Source organism: Pantoea sp. Ae19-2 (genome assembly GCF_059801205.1).
In genome coordinates this window covers 446,798-462,253 of record NZ_JBCHWE010000001.1, presented here as the reverse complement: position 1 = coordinate 462,253, position 15,456 = coordinate 446,798, and the positions used below count along the sequence as shown (strand labels likewise).

Annotated in this window: 12 protein-coding genes and 1 pseudogene; 7 read left to right on the top strand and 6 right to left on the bottom strand. The window is 47.1% G+C overall.

Going from position 1 to position 15,456, the window contains the following annotated elements; translation table 11 throughout:
- Positions 1-82: 82 nt before the first annotated feature.
- The 6 genes and pseudogenes from AAIE03_RS02170 to AAIE03_RS02145 form a co-directional block, all read right to left on the bottom strand.
- A pseudogene (locus AAIE03_RS02170) lies at positions 83-1,202 on the bottom strand (IS3 family transposase).
- 215 nt (positions 1,203-1,417) lie between these two features.
- Positions 1,418-2,365, bottom strand: coding sequence for a LysR family transcriptional regulator (locus tag AAIE03_RS02165; RefSeq protein WP_498562726.1), 948 nt, complete (start codon positions 2,363-2,365; stop codon positions 1,418-1,420).
- A gap of 327 nt (positions 2,366-2,692) precedes the next feature.
- Positions 2,693-3,724, bottom strand: a complete 1,032-nt coding sequence (locus AAIE03_RS02160; protein WP_029570511.1) for a hydroxyacid dehydrogenase — start codon at positions 3,722-3,724, stop codon at positions 2,693-2,695.
- A gap of 24 nt (positions 3,725-3,748) precedes the next feature.
- A complete protein-coding gene (locus AAIE03_RS02155) occupies positions 3,749-5,167 on the bottom strand; it encodes a DASS family sodium-coupled anion symporter (RefSeq protein WP_128391909.1) in 1,419 nt (472 codons plus the stop codon).
- A gap of 26 nt (positions 5,168-5,193) precedes the next feature.
- Positions 5,194-5,892 (bottom strand): RraA family protein, encoded by a 699-nt coding sequence (locus AAIE03_RS02150; protein WP_110015927.1) that lies wholly within the window; start codon positions 5,890-5,892, stop codon positions 5,194-5,196.
- Positions 5,893-5,926: 34 nt separating this feature from the next.
- Complete coding sequence (locus tag AAIE03_RS02145) at positions 5,927-6,496, bottom strand: HD domain-containing protein (protein WP_110015929.1); 570 nt, start codon at positions 6,494-6,496, stop codon at positions 5,927-5,929.
- A 501-nt stretch (positions 6,497-6,997) separates the two neighbouring features.
- Between AAIE03_RS02145 and AAIE03_RS02140 the strand changes: the two genes are divergently transcribed.
- The 7 genes from AAIE03_RS02140 (at position 6,998) to AAIE03_RS02110 (ending at position 15,425) form a co-directional block, all read left to right on the top strand.
- Positions 6,998-7,615, top strand: coding sequence for a TetR/AcrR family transcriptional regulator (locus AAIE03_RS02140; RefSeq protein WP_426144416.1), 618 nt, complete (start codon positions 6,998-7,000; stop codon positions 7,613-7,615).
- Positions 7,616-7,779: 164 nt separating this feature from the next.
- Positions 7,780-8,676 (top strand): alpha/beta fold hydrolase, encoded by an 897-nt coding sequence (locus tag AAIE03_RS02135; protein WP_426144415.1) that lies wholly within the window; start codon positions 7,780-7,782, stop codon positions 8,674-8,676.
- A 734-nt stretch (positions 8,677-9,410) separates the two neighbouring features.
- Entirely contained in the window at positions 9,411-11,558 is a 2,148-nt protein-coding gene (locus AAIE03_RS02130) for a TonB-dependent receptor domain-containing protein (protein ID WP_498562725.1), read from the top strand.
- A gap of 229 nt (positions 11,559-11,787) precedes the next feature.
- Entirely contained in the window at positions 11,788-12,732 is a 945-nt protein-coding gene (locus AAIE03_RS02125) for a siderophore ABC transporter substrate-binding protein (protein ID WP_498562724.1), read from the top strand.
- Positions 12,729-13,688 (top strand): ABC transporter permease, encoded by a 960-nt coding sequence (locus tag AAIE03_RS02120; RefSeq protein WP_072138235.1) that lies wholly within the window; start codon positions 12,729-12,731, stop codon positions 13,686-13,688. The genes AAIE03_RS02125 and AAIE03_RS02120 overlap by 4 nt, the downstream gene beginning before the upstream one ends.
- A complete protein-coding gene (locus AAIE03_RS02115) occupies positions 13,678-14,670 on the top strand; it encodes an iron chelate uptake ABC transporter family permease subunit (protein ID WP_126843427.1) in 993 nt (330 codons plus the stop codon). Before AAIE03_RS02120 ends, AAIE03_RS02115 begins: the two co-directional genes overlap by 11 nt.
- The gene (locus AAIE03_RS02110) at positions 14,667-15,425 is read left to right on the top strand and encodes an iron ABC transporter ATP-binding protein (protein ID WP_013026821.1); all 759 of its coding nucleotides are present in this window, start codon (positions 14,667-14,669) and stop codon (positions 15,423-15,425) included. Before AAIE03_RS02115 ends, AAIE03_RS02110 begins: the two co-directional genes overlap by 4 nt.
- Positions 15,426-15,456: the final 31 nt, after the last annotated feature.

The window sequence follows — 15,456 nt, the reverse complement described above, 5'->3', positions numbered from 1 at the left end:
GTTAAGAAAAACTTAAGATTATCGTTTGCTACTTAAGCAATCAACTGCATTTTTGACCAGCCCCCAGTATTAGATACAACCTTCAGTTAGTAATGTCGGTGGGTTTTCTTCAAGTTTCCCGTTTCGCCAGCCTGCTGCAAATTCAGATGGCGTCTGATAATTCAGCGATGAATGAGGTCTGGACTCGTTATAGTCCTGCCGCCAGTCATTAATGATTTTCCGGGCATGAAGAATATCGCTGAACCCGTGCTCATTCAGTCATTCATCGCGAAATCGTCCGTTAAAGCTCTCAATAGATCCGTTCTGTGTTTGTTTGCCGGGCTGGATTAAGCGTAACTCAACACCATGCTCATCGGCCATTGATCCAGTGCGCGGTAAGTGAGCTCCTGCCCCAAGTCAGTTCTTATCGACGCCGGATAACCTCTAAACAGTACAATGCTGTCCAGAATACGCGTGACCTGAACGCCTGAAATCCCGAATGCGATGGTAATTGTCAGTCACTCCTTCGTGAAGTCGTCCACACAGGTCAGGCACTTGATCCTGCGACCGGTGGCCAGCGCGTCCATAACGAAATCCATCGACCAGGTCAGGTTGAACGCCGCCGGGCGGAGCAGCGGCAGACGTTCTGTTGCCAGCCCTTTACGACGTCGTCTGCGTTTTACGCTCAGCCCGCTCAGATGATAAAGGCGGTACACGCGCTTGTGATTAACCTGAAAGCCTTCACGGCGCAGTAACTGCCAGATGCGTCGGTAGCCAAAACGCCTGCGCTCCATTGCCAGCTCAGTGATGCGCACAGATAAATGCGCATCAGCCGCAGGACGCTGAGCCTCATAGCGGCAGGTCGACAGGGACAAACCTGTAAGCCTGCAGGCACGACGTTGCGACAGACCGGTCGCATCACACATAAACTCAACGGCCTCCCAGCTTCTGGCCTGTCGTCAGTACTTTCGACCCAGAGCCACCTGAAGTGCCTCCTTATCCAGCATGGCTTCGGCAAGCAGCTTCTTGAGGCGGGCGTTATCCTCTTCAGGAGATTTAAGCCGCTTCACCTCAGGAACTTCCATGCCACCAAACTTCTTGCGCAAGGTGTAGAAAGTGGCATCGGAAATGGCGTGCTTACGGCAGAGCTCACGGGCAGAAACCCCGCCTTCCGCTTCGCGAAGAATACTGATGATCTGTTCGTCGGAAAAACGCTTCTTCATGGGGATGTCCTCATGTGGCTTATGAAGACATTACTAACATCAGGGTGTGTTAATCAACGGGGAGCAGGTCACAAGCAAGCTTTTTGGTGTCCTGAAGTCAATCAACTTCAATCTGCATCAAGTTATATTTGGGGATACTGAGGGGGGACCGATAACTATGGCAAAGGTATTCCTGAAATTATGAGTATTGCTCAATCAGAAAGCAGGCCAACGATTTATTGTGAAATAGATTGGGAAGCCCCAAACAATGCTGTTGTCCGGGAGATAAAGTCATGTGCATACTTTGATAAAAAACTTTTTTTATGATAGATGATATTCAATGGGCTAAAAACATAACCATCTCGTAAAAGGACAGGTAAAAAAACATTATCTGGATATCTCTCTTGTAAGGTTGGCACTCTTATTTCAGTCAGAAAAAAAACGCCAAGAACATAATCAAATAAAGAAAGCATAAGTTCTATAGAATCAACCTCTAATATTTTTCTTGGTTTAAACCCAGCCTCTTGAAAGCATACATTTACAATTTCATGAAGACGATAGTTTGATTTAAGTAAAATAAATGGGAAATTTTTGAATTTATCAAGCGTAGTACCATTTTTACATTCTAAAATAACATTGTCTGCATCCCTTCCAAAATATTCAACAAGCAGTTTTCTGGTGACTGCCAGATATAGCCTGTCGTTCATCAATGGAATTACCTCTAATAATGAATCACTTTCTTTTTTTATGCCTACAAAAAAGTCAAGCTCTCCGGAGATAACCATTTGCTCCATTCTGGCTGAGGTTTCAGTTGTAATATTTATTGTAACATTAGGCCATTTTATAAAAAATCCCGGTAAAAGCATGGGGAGCCAATAACTACCTCTATACGGAGTTACGCCAATATTTAATGTACCTATATTATTCTGTTTTATATCATTTATTCGAGATGATACATTATTACTTTCCATGAGTATTTTTATTGAAGAGTCATAAAGCACTATTCCCGCCTGAGTTAATTTAAGCTGCGGTTTTCTATGAAATAGATCTGTGCCGTAATAATCTTCTAATTTTTTAATATGTATGCTGAGATTTTGCTGTGAGGTGGAGAGTTTTTGGGCAGTTTTGGTAAAGTTTAAATTTTTTGCCAACTCGACAAAATAGCTCAAACTAATGAAATTCATAACAACCTCAATATAACTATATAATAACCACCAATAATTACTCGCTTGTTTATCGTAATCACTGCATGTTAAATCGTTAAGATATGCAATGAATTGTTATTTTTTTGATAAAAATAGACAGCGATTGTATAATAATAAGAAAATTAGATTCGTTGAATTAACCAACTCATGAAAATATGATTCAATAATAACTTATAGAAATAGGTGTTACAACTATTTTCCATTTCTAAAATAGCGCTGTTTACCTTAATTAAGGCATAATCTCTGAAGTATATAAATCGACCACTGATAATGCACTGTGGTCGATCACATCAGATATAAATACAATTAATAATCAAACATTCCAACAGGAGTTTTATTACTTTCTTTTGTATCTATGTAAGTCACAGCGTTATTATAATCAATTAATGGTATTGGCCATGTTGGAACCTTACCCTCATACATCTCGGCAACGCCCATAGCAGCCATGTAAGAAGCACGAATTGCAGCTTCAACAGTATTTCCACCAATATGAGGAGTGATTAAAATATTATTCAGTTTATACAATGGGTTATTCGGCAGCATTGGCTCATGAGCAATTACATCCAGTCCAGCTCCAGCGATCACGCCATTTTTACATGCTTCTAAGAGATCATTTTCATTTACCAATCCACCTCGAGCTGTATTGATCAGAAAAGCGCTCGATTTCATCATGGCTAACTTTTCTTTGTTGATCATCTTATGAGTCACAGATGTATTCGGTGCATGAAGTGATATATAGTCACTTTCTATAAAAATTCTGTCGAGATCTCTTACAACCTCGACACCATCAGGGAAATCTTTAGCAGGCTTATATGGATCATAGCACAGAACGTTCATTTCCATAGCAAGGCACCGTTTGGCTGTGCGGCTTCCAATATTCCCACATCCAATGATCCCTACTGTTTTTCCGTTTAATGTTGTCATATGAGTTTTTAATTTTGCCGCATAGTAATCTATTGGCAACATTGTACGAAGAGTGGTCACATTACGGCTCATGTATAGCATTAGCATCAACGCTGTTTCGGCAACTGATGTACTATTAGCTACTGGCGCATACAAACATTTGACCCCAAAGTCGCTAGCAGCATCTAGATCCACAGCATCAAATCCAGCGCCATGTCGGACAAGAACCTTTAAATTTGGCGCTGCCGCCTCAAATACTTCACGAGACATTTTTGTCACACGAACAATAATCGCATCAGGCCGATGTAACTTCATATCTGCAATTACATCCTCTGTTTCAAAGCCTCGACCATCAATTAACGTATGCCCTTGACTTTCAAGCAGATGACGGCCATCTTGTTTCAACTCTTGTGGTAACAGAATTTTCCAACCCATGTTAAAAACCTCATTATTAATATATTACAATATACCAATCAAATTCCAATATGGTAGACCGACAGCAAAGAGCACTGCAACAATAAGGGCAAGTACTATCGTGCCTTTTGTATACCAATCTTTTTGGCTAACATAGCCGTTTCCAAATAAATAAATACTTGCACCGTTTCCGTAGTTACAAAGCAAAGCGCCGTATGCACCCAAGAGAGCTAGCATCAATGACAAAGCCATCATATCTACCTGAGTTGCTTTTGCTAAGGTAAGAATGACCGGGTAAATTGATACAATATAAGCAGCGTTCGAAACGAAAAAATACTTAACTACTAAACTAAGTAATACCAGTATGACTAAAACAAGGGAGCCGCTTATCACAGATAGATCAATGTAGTACTGAAATTGTGACGCAAGCCATGTATAGAATCCACCTTGATTCAGAGCAACGGTTATACTGAAAAATGCACCATACCAGAGGAACATGTTCCAGGCCCCTTTTTCAGCCATTAGGTCATTCCAATCTAATAACCCAAAAATCAACTGCAGGGCTAACCAGATAAAGGCAACGATATATAAACCCATTCCGATTTTATAGCCTATGCTCCATCCCAAAATAGCTAAGATAAAAAGAACTAACATGATCTTTTCGTCTCGTTTCATGGGACCCATTTCAGCAAGCTTTTGCGTAACGATTGGTTTTATATTGCCTAAATCACGTATTTCTGGTGGAAATAACTTATAGACAACAAGAGGGCTTATAAAAAGAATAAGTAACCCCGGGACTAGCGCTGCTTTAAACCATAAACCCCACGATAACTCTATACCTACCAGTTGATTTACAGTCGATGCGATCACTGCATTGGATGCCATCCCGGTTAAAAAAAGTGCCGCTGTTGACATTGCAATTACATGCTCTAATAACTCAAGGTAAGCACCTAACTTTTTGGGATCCTTGTCTGGATGAGAACCGAGAGATTCCGCTATCCCTCGAAATATCGGGAAAACAATTGCGGATCGGGATGTATTAGAGCCCGTTGCTGGACTTAATATCAAATCACAGAGCAGCATAACATATCCCAAACCAAGTGAGGAACGGCCAAAGGAGGTATTCCCAAACTTGGATAGTAAAATGTATGCCATACGTTTACCCAGACCATTTTTTCTGAATGAACTACAAGCTAGTAGCACGGCCAGCAAAAACCAAACGCTCTGATTCCCCCAACCTTGAAAAAGCAAATTGGGATCTTTTAAAAAAAATGATCCAATACCTACGATAATCAGGCTAATAATTGGTTCGGAAAAAGGTTTTATGATTAATCCACACATTAGAGAAAGGCACAAACCAACCATATGCCATGTCTCAATATCCAGTCCACTAGGGGACGGAAGTATCCAGATTAGTACAGGGAAAATTACAACTGGAATAAGCTTTGCTATTTTGTACTTCATATTTCGCCTTTCCTGCTTTAATATTATTATTCATATGGCTTTTCAATTATCTCTACATCTTTTTTTTCCAATAAATCGTCTACCCATTGTCGATTGACAGTACCCGCTGCAGAGTTTGCTGCTTTATTTTTATCTTTTTCAGATAATACTATCGCTTTTTCCAGAATAGAATGAGCGTCACCTTTGGGTATTACAATTACGCCATCTCTGTCTCCAAGAATGATATCTCCTGGATTTACAATAATACCACCACATGAAACAGGAACATTAACTTCCCCAGGTCCTTCTTTATATGGGCCAGATGGAGTTGTTCCAGTTGCATAAAGAGGTAATGTTCCTTTTGAAAGGACATCGATATCTCTGACCGGGCCATCAATTACAATCCCTTCTATTTTTTTGAAGCCTTGTAAATAATTAAACATTATTTCACCCATAACAGCCCTACTTCGTTCCTCCTCGTTTGAGATAACAATTACATCGCCTGGTTGTGAAATATTCATGGCTTTATGAAGCATCATATTATCGCCGGCTCTGGCTTTAACTGTTAATGCAACACCACACATAATTCTACCGGACGGATTCGACATAAGTTTTATTTGTGGGTTCATTCCACACAATCGCCCCATGCAATCCGCCACATTTGCCGCTGCTATTTTACTGAATGCTTTAACCACTTCTGGATCTGGCAATGTTCTTTTTGTAAAAACTCTATTACCTACTGACATAGTATGTTCCTTATTAATTCTATTAATTTAGGTATTATTTCCCATGGAGACAAAGTTCTGTTCCAACATGAACAAAGTGGACATCTGCATCCATCATGTCTGCATAGAATAAAATCATCCCCTCTTTACCTTGTGGGATAACTCTCGACTGCCCTGAATGTGCAACAACTAATGCAGTAATCTCTTCAGGTAGTCCGTATTTATGGCAATAATATCCACTTAAAAAACCATGTTGATAGAGTTTACCTGTTAGACTTTTTTTACTAGTTCCAGGTCCACCAACATCCATTTCCATTTCTTCCAATTTACATACATCATGTAAAACTGCTGAAATAATTAAAGTATCTGTATTTATGTCATATCCAAATTTTCTTATCATGTTCCTGGCTATGACCAGAACATTTTCCGTAACACTCTCTGTATGCTTAATCAATCCAACGTTTGGTGCTCTGGTCGCAAATTGCGCTTCCTCTATATTTTTCCAGGTACTATTATTTAATGCCTCGATCCATATTTTGCATGTAGCATCTACAAGTGTTTTATCTTTTACTTCTGAGAGTTGCGGGAAGTATTCTTTAATTTTTTCAATGTATATTTCGCTCATTTTACCCCTCACGAGTCAACGTTATTTAATAAGCCATATCGTGTTCATATGTACTATATTGTTTGAAACCAAAAAATGGAAACAACAATTTATTTATTATTGACAACAAAATGTTGTTGGTGCGCCACTAAAATATTAACGCATTTCCTTATAATATCTTGAGGCATGAAGTGGATATGCAAAAATAGTCAATTAAAACACTTCGCATATGAGCGTCACATCACAAAAAAAAGTATTCATCAATATAATTGTAAATAAAGTAACTTTAATAAAGTTGGCGTGAATAACATTTGATACGTGAAATTTGATGATGGCTCTAGATTGACACTATAGATCTGCTGCCGGCCTGATTAAGTCTTAACACTCATCAAGTCTCTTCTGCTTTGTGCCTGAACCCGAGATCAGAATCTACAGTGTCACCCCCTCCCTCTTCCTCCCCTTGACAGCCTCCCCCTCCATGCTCTAAAAAGGAAACGATCACTTCCTAATTGGAGATTAGCTATGAAATCCCCTTCCCACACCGGCAATGCGCAATCCTCTGCGGGCCGACCGCGTGCTTTTAACGAAGCGCAATTTCTGGATGGGGCCATCAGGCTATTTCGCGATCGTGGTTTTAGTGACGTCAGCATCAGCGACATCACCGCAGCGACCAACCTCAGTACCGGTAGCGTTTACAAGGCTTATAAAGACAAACAGGGCGTTTTTGCTAGGGCGCTTGAACGGTATGTGTTTCTTCGTGAAGAGCACATAAAAACCCGGCTGGAAAAGGCCACGACCAGCAAAGACAAGCTTGCTGAACTGCTGCGGGATTACGTTGAGCTCAGTCAGGGAAAAGAGGGCAAGCTGGGCTGCATGGTGGTGGCTGGTATTACTAACGTCGACCAGCTTGGCGCTGCAGCCACCAGCCTCGAAAAACAGCTGGCAACGCGGCGCAGCAACATTGCGGAATTGATCAAAAGCGGAAAGCAAGATGGTTCCATTGCCGCGACCACCAACGAAGCCGCCGCTGCCGAGGTGATTCTGGCGTTGCTTCAGGGAATGCGCGTCATCGGTAAAGCCTCAACCCTCACCGACGATGCTGAGCGTTTTGTGGCTCAGGCATTGAAGGTTCTGGCGTAACGCATGATTGTTGAGGCCGCGCTCGCCGGGGCGATATTGCCGTTGCAGCGGTCTTCATGACTCATCTGGGCCATGCACCTGGTTCACCATTTTAAGCGGCGGATGATTACAACGCGCCATGGCGGCTGTAAGCCGGTAGTGTACTTTTACTTTAGGAAAACCCTATGTCTGCTCTCATGCTCCCTTCTGCACCCGATGGTTTTAGTCACCATTTTTCCCGGATAGAAGGTCTGCGCTTTCATTATGTCACGGGCGGTCGTGAGGATGGCTTTCCGCTGGTGTTGCTGGCCGGCTTTCCTGAAAGCTGGTTTGCATGGCGACATGTCATGCTGCCTCTGGCTGATCAATACCGAATTATCGCCGTTGATTTGCCGGGCCAGGGTGACACAGATAAGCCGCTTTCCGGCTACGACACTCAAACGGTTGCCACGCGGCTGCATGCCTTTATCGATTCACTCAGTTTAGGATCGTACTTTCTTGCCGCACACGACGTCGGTGCCTGGGTAGCCTTTACCTATGCAATGTTATATGGCGAGGAAATACGGGCGTTGACGTTGATGGATGCCGGTATTCCGGGCATATCATTACCGGATAAACTGCCGTCGGCTTCTGACAAATCCTGGAAAACATGGCACTTTGCCTTCCATGCCGTAGCGGATCTTCCTGAAGCCTTGCTGGCAGGCCGTGAGCGCATTTATCTGGAATGGTTTTTTCGCGAGAAAGCCGCTAACCACAGCTGTTATGGCGAGACTGAACTGAGCGAATATGAGCGCTTGCTTAAAACGCCGGGGGGCTTACGCGCGGGGCTGGCGTTTTACAGAGCGCTGTCTCAGTCGGCCGCGCAAAATGCGGAGCTGGTCAGGCAGGGGCGACTGGTCATGCCGGTACTGGGGCTGTCCGCCGATCAAGGCTCGATTGCAGATATGGCGGCGACGCTGAAAGCCTACGGCGATGATATACACGGCCAGCACATCGCTAATTGCGGGCACTTCCAGCCGGAGGAACAGCCCGAAGCCACTGCCAACGCACTGGCCGCGTTTTTTGGCCAGTACAGGCATTAGACCAGTCTCTGTCCATGGATAACAAAACCATCGGCACAGCTTTGCTGGCCGTTCGGTGTGGACAATAAAGGTGAATGCGCTATCCGAACGCCGCGTCCCTTTCCTCTGAGAGCCGCGGAGTATCAAAGGCGCGCTGACGTCAAAAACGTGTCTGAGGATTGAGCATCCCCGGAACACGTTTTAGCGGATGCGCCCGCAATCCACTGCAATATCCCCACCGCCTCTGAATACGATATTCATCATTATTCTGAATAAAAGATTCGCCTGATTTTCCAGTTCCCCGCAGATTACGCGTTACCAGCACCGCAATTCCGGCCCGATCAGCGTTAAAATATAAATAAAACGCTTATTGAAAGTTAATAACCAAGCCAGAAATTGTTAACTGCCTGTATATGTCCTCTGAGACAAAGAAGAGAATATCTAATATTTAAGCGTGACTTATAGACAACTCATTATTCAAGCCAGTGTTAATGAAAATATAAATTTAGCCAAAGATAATCCCAAAACTGTGCAGTCTTAATCAGTTAGCTTAGGCGCATTTGTGGCACCCTGGTATTCTTACGACGCTTTCTGGCAATTTAATTCTTTAAAAAAACCACTCAGTTTCATGACGGATTTATTTTTCCGGCAATTGATAATGATTATTGAGTTGATTCCTATTTGCATATGGAATTATGATTTCTTTCGCTCAGGGATATATCAACTGGATGACAATCGTTAAGGGATTAATCATTATGATGCCGTTGAAAAAAATCACTCGCCATATTACCACGAGTTTATTGGTTCCCGCTGTTGGCATGATCTCCCCCGCTCTGGCTGAGTCTGACAGGAATGAAGACAGTGAAGATGTCATGGTGGTAACGGCATCGGCGATTGAACAGCGACTGAAAGATGCCCCTGCATCAATCTCTGTTATCACGGCAGAACAGCTGGAAAGAGACATTGGTAAATCCGCCACGGACCTGGCCGATATTCTTGAACGTGTCGCAGGCGTGACCAAAGCCATTGGCACAGACGTCAGTTCCGGTATTCAACTGCGCGGTATGCCCGCGGCTTATACGCTGTTATTGGTTGACGGCAAACGCATCGGCTCAAGTAACGGTATTAAAAGCACCCAGCAAAACTATTTCGACGATATTAACTGGATCCCCGTTGATGCGATTGAACGCATTGAAGTGGTCAGAGGGCCCATGTCCGCGCTCTATGGTTCGGATGCAATGGGCGGAGTCGTGAATATTATCACAAAGAAAAATAGCGATACCTGGCACGGCGCATTAACGGCAGGCACCCGACGGCCGCAGGATGGCAACCGGGGCAATACCCAGACCTGGACAGGCAGCATCGGTGGTCCGCTGGGCCATGGATTTGATTTGCGTGTTAATGGTTCATGGAACAAGCGCGAAGCGGATAAAAGCGAAACCGACGCATTGCGTTGGGGAAGCGGCCAGGAAGGCCGCAAAAATGAAAATTACGGCGCTGAACTCGGCTGGGATATCACCCCTCATCAGCGCATCGCCGTTTCCACTCAGCAGGGAACCGAGCGAGGTATTCCCGGTGAATCCATGGATGGCAGTGAAATTGCGCTGCGCGGTGTAGATAAACTTGAACGTGAAAATTATGCGCTCGATTATCGCGGTATTTTTGATTTCGGCACGGCAAAGCTGAACGTTTATCAAAATAAATTTAAAAACTGGGTAACCGATATTCCAGTAATTTCTGGCGGTACGGTGACGGGCAGTCAGGATGTGGCGCTGTGGAATCAAGAACGCATTGTTGAAGGCGATATTAACCTGCCATTTGAATTCGGGTTACCACATAACCTGACTGTCGGCGCACAGTGGAAAAAAGAAGAGCTGAACAACCCTCGCTCTGTTGGCGTGGTGGCGGACGCCTCCAGCAGCTATGGCAAACATCACGCTCAGGCCAAAAGTACCGGCCTGTTTGTCGAAGATCAAATCGACCTGCTGGATACTGTTTCACTGACGCTGGGCCTGCGCAAAGATAATACCGATTACGGTAACAGGACAACGCCACGCGCCTATCTGGTTTGGCAGGCCACGGATACGCTGACGTTAAAAGGGGGATATTCAGAAGGTTTTAAAGCACCCAGCGTGCGCCAGGCAAGCAAAGGCTTTATTGAATCCTCCAAAGGCGCTGGATGTAACGGCTATGCCGATTACCACGGCGGCGGCTGTTACACGATGGGCAGCGATAAACTCAAGCCTGAAACGTCACAAAACTGGGAAGTGGGCGCGATCTTCGATTATGAAGGATGGAGCGCGGGGCTGACGTTCTTCGACAGCCGCTTCAAAGACAAAATCGCCTCTGCGCCTGTTGGCTATTTACCCGGTGATACCTCAGGCCGCTACTGGCTTGAACGCGTCAATCTCGATAGGGCGCGAACCCAGGGCCTGGAAGGCAATGTGACCCTTCCCCTGATTTCAGAAGAAATGGGCCCCTGGATGAAGCGCCTGTCGCTGAGTAATACGTTCACGCGAATGCTCAAAGCCGAAGATTCTCTGGGCGTGATGCTCGTGACAACGCCAACGCTCGCCACGTGGTCCTCCCTTGACTGGCAGGTCAATGACGACATCAGCCTTTCATTTACCGCAAAATACTACGGAAAGATGCTGGGGCTGAACAGCAGCGCAGACCAGGCGGCGAGAGGCAATACCGCGACGGCACGTATCCGCAATGCCTACATGATTTATGGCCTGTCTGGCCAGTACCGGGCAACGAAAAACCTTAAGTTTAATGCCGGGCTGGACAATCTTTTTGATAAAAACCCTGTCTCTGACCATCCGTCCTCCAGCGGGGTTTCAGGCAACAACTACGCGGTTTCCGGCCGCACGATGTATGCCTCAATAACGGCGTCATTCTGATCGCCCCACTAATGCTCTCACGCCGCCCCGTCAAGGCGCCGTCACAGGATGATTGATCTCAGCGAGCGTGGGATGGACAGAGAGCAGCCTGAACAGTAACTGGCCCGGCATCACGTTTTATGCATTGCGGCCGCTGCGTGATACAGGCGCGTAAAGCAGGTAATCAGAACTGCGTATAAACCAAAACCCATGACCTTATACGGACCCTAACCACGCGCAAGGAGAACACATGCGTTTCCCGTTTCTGTCGATTTTATTGCCCCTGGCCTGGGTACTGACGGTTTTGCCTCCGGCATCTGCTGGTGAAGCACCAACGGTCAGGGTAGCGCATCTGCAGGGAACCACGACGCTGCCGCAGCACCCTCAACGCGTGGTGATCCTCAATCCGTCCACGCTGGATATTGCCGATGCATTAGGCATTACACCGGCGGGCGTCCCGCAAGCCGGTTTCACCTATCCGGCGCATCTGGCTAAATATAATGGTCAGGGCTATTTCAATGCCGGAACGCTGTTTGAGCCTGCCTATGAAGCCTTAAGCGCCGCCGCACCGGAGGCGATCTTTGCCGGTGGCAGATCCCTGGCGGCCTACAACAAACTCAGCGGTATCGCGCCCACCGTTTCTCTGGATATTGACCCGCATGATTTCATGCAAAGCCTGACGCAGCGCACGACGCAACTGGGGGAGATCTTTGGCAAACAGGCGCAGGCAACAGCCGTTTTAACCGCATTTAACGCGCAGATTGCAGACCTTCGCCCCCTCGCCGCCCGGTCGGGAAGCGCCATGATGTTGATGGTTAACGGCGGCAAACTCAGCGCCTATACGCCGCACTCCCGCTTTGGTTTTGTTTTTGATGTGCTGCAGTTCAAGCCTGCACTCTCTCTGCCCAACGCCAGCAAACATAGCAATGCCATTTCACCCGAGTTGATCATGCAGGCGAATCCCGACTGGCTGTTCGTTCTGGACCGTGACAGCGCCATCGGCAGTAAAGAAGGCCTGTCGGCCCGTCAGGTTTTGGATAATCCGCTGGTGCGCCGCACCACCGCATGGAAAAAGCAGCAGATTATCTGGCTGGATTCCGCCTCGCTGTATATTGCCGGCGGGCTCCAGAGCTACAGCCTCATGATGAGCCAGATCAAACAACAACTGCTCGCTGCCAGAGAGCAGCCTGAATGAAATACGGGGCTTATCTCATCGGCCTGGGGCTGCTGTCTACGCTGGTTATGCTGAGCTTAGTCACGGGCGTAACCCGCATGTCATTAATCGACCTGTGGCACGATGCCGAGATGCGGGAAATTCTGTTTGTCAGCCGCTTTCCACGTACTGTCGCGCTGGTGCTTGCCGGCAGCGCGATGAGCGTGGCAGGCCAGATCATGCAGATGCTGACGCAGAACCGCTTTGTTGAGCCTTCGGTCGTGGGTACAACCCAGTCCGCAAGCCTGGGGCTTCTGCTGGTGATGGTCTGGTATCCGGCGGCGCCCGTTATCGTCAAAATGTGCATCGCTTCCCTGTTTGCGCTGGCCGGTACGGTACTGTTTATGCTGCTCATTCAGCGCATCCGGCAGAAAAGCGCGTTTATTGTGCCGCTGGCTGGCATCATGCTGGGCGCCGTTTTCAGCTCGGTAACGACATTTTTGGGGATGCAGTTTGATATCCTGCAGTCGCTGGGCAGTTGGGAATCCGGCGACTTTTCCAGTGTAATGCAGGGCCGCTATGAGCTGATCTGGATTGTCGGACTGATTACCCTGCTGGCGGCCTTGATTGCCGATCGCTTCACGGTGGCCGGTCTGGGCCAGGACTTCTCGGTTAACGTCGGGCTGAACTATCGCCAGATCCAGTTAACGGGGATGGCGATGATCGCCATTGTCAGCGGCGTGGTGATCGTTGTCGTCGGTGTCCTGCCTTTCCTGGGGTTGGTTGTGCCGAATATTGTCAGCATGATTTTCGGCGATAACCTGCGCCGCACCGTGCCCTGGGTCGCGATGACAGGGGCCATACTGGTTTTGAGCTGCGATATCCTGGGGCGGCTGATTATTTATCCCTTTGAAGTCCCGGTCAGTGCTTTACTCGGCGTACTGGGCGCGGCGGTTTTTCTGGTGCTGATTATCAGAGGAAGGCGCTATGGCAACTGATCTGTCACCGCTGTCCCGATCCCTGAAAAACGTCTCCTCGCCCGTCTGGCGAATCAGCCTGTTAGCCCTGCTTGCGGTCATTGTTTCCCTTGTCTTTATGACCTTGCATCTGCAGGGAAACATCAGCTACGTATTAAAACATCGGGGGCAGATTTTATTCACCATCGTGCTGGTCGCCTTTGCATCCGGCATCAGTACGCTGCTTTTTCAAACCATCACGCAAAATCGCATTTTGTCGCCCTCGGTCATGGGCCTTGAGTCGCTTTTTGTGTTTATCCAAACCCTGCTGGTATTTTTTGTTCAGCTTTCGCAACTGAGCCAGGTGGGAAGTATGGTGCCGTTTCTTGGCGAAACGGCACTGTTGATGATCTTTGCCACGCTGCTCTATCGCTGGCTATTTAACCGCAGTGGGCTGGATCTTCACCGGGTACTGTTAACGGGCCTGGTGTTTGGCACCCTCTTTCGCAGCCTTTCGGGTCTGATGCAACGTTTACTCTCCCCTGGCGAATTCGCCGTGCTGCAAAGCCGTATGTTTGCCACCTTTACCCATGCTGACCCGGCGGTGCTGGCCCTTTCGGCCGTGCTGATTGCCGCAATCACGATTATCGTCTGGCGCATACGGCACCGCTTGGACGTTATTGCGTTAGGGCGCAATAGCGCGACGGCACTTGGTGTCCCTTTTCAGCGTTATGTCACCGGTCTGTTGCTGTTGGTTTCGCTCCTGGTGGCAATTTCAACTGCGCTGGTCGGGCCGATGACATTTCTGGGGCTATTGGTGGTCAACCTTGCCTGGCCCGTGGTGGGATCGTGGCGTCATCGCTACCTGCTACCGGGAACGGTGCTGATTGGCATCATCATGCTGACGGGCGGACAGTTAATCCTGGAGCAGGTGTTTAACATGGCGGGAACGCTGTCCGTCATTATTGAATTTTTAGGCGGTGGACTGTTTATTTACCTGATTCTGAAAAAGGTGGCGACGTGATTGAAGTTGTGAATGTGAATAAGGCATACGGCCCGTTATCTGTCCTTAAAAACATCAACGAAACCCTGCCCTCATCGGGCATTACCTCAATCATCGGGCCCAATGGGGCAGGCAAATCAACCTTGCTGTCGGTGATTAGCCGACTGTTGAAGCCCGACAGCGGTGAGGTCAGAATCGATTCGCTCATCGTCAATGAAGCACACAGCGAGAAGCTGGCGCGAATTATGTCGGTACTGCGGCAGGAAAATCAGGTCACCAGCCGGCTCTCGGTGTACGATCTGGTGAGTTTTGGTCGCTATCCCTATTCCAAAGGGCGCATCACGGAAAACGATAAGCATCATATCCATCAGGCACTGTATTTTCTGGATTTGCTCCCGCTTGCTGAACGTTATCTTGATGAACTCTCGGGAGGCCAGCGACAGCGCGCTTTTGTCGCGATGGTGCTGTGTCAAAATACAAAATACGTGCTGCTGGATGAGCCGCTGAATAATCTGGATATGAAACACAGCGTGACCATGATGAAACAGCTACGGCGCGCCGCTGACGAGCTGGGAAAATCCATCATCCTGGTTATCCATGATATTAACTTCGCCTCGACGTATTCAGACCATATTATCGCCATGAAGAACGGTGCGGTTTTTTTCTGCGGCACGCCGGCTGATATGATGAAACCCGATCTTATTGAGCGCCTTTTTGAAATACCTGTCGCGGTTGAAACCGTGGCGGGACAGCACATTGCGGTCTACTACCGTTAACCTTGCGCACCGGGCGAAACGCCGGTGGTTA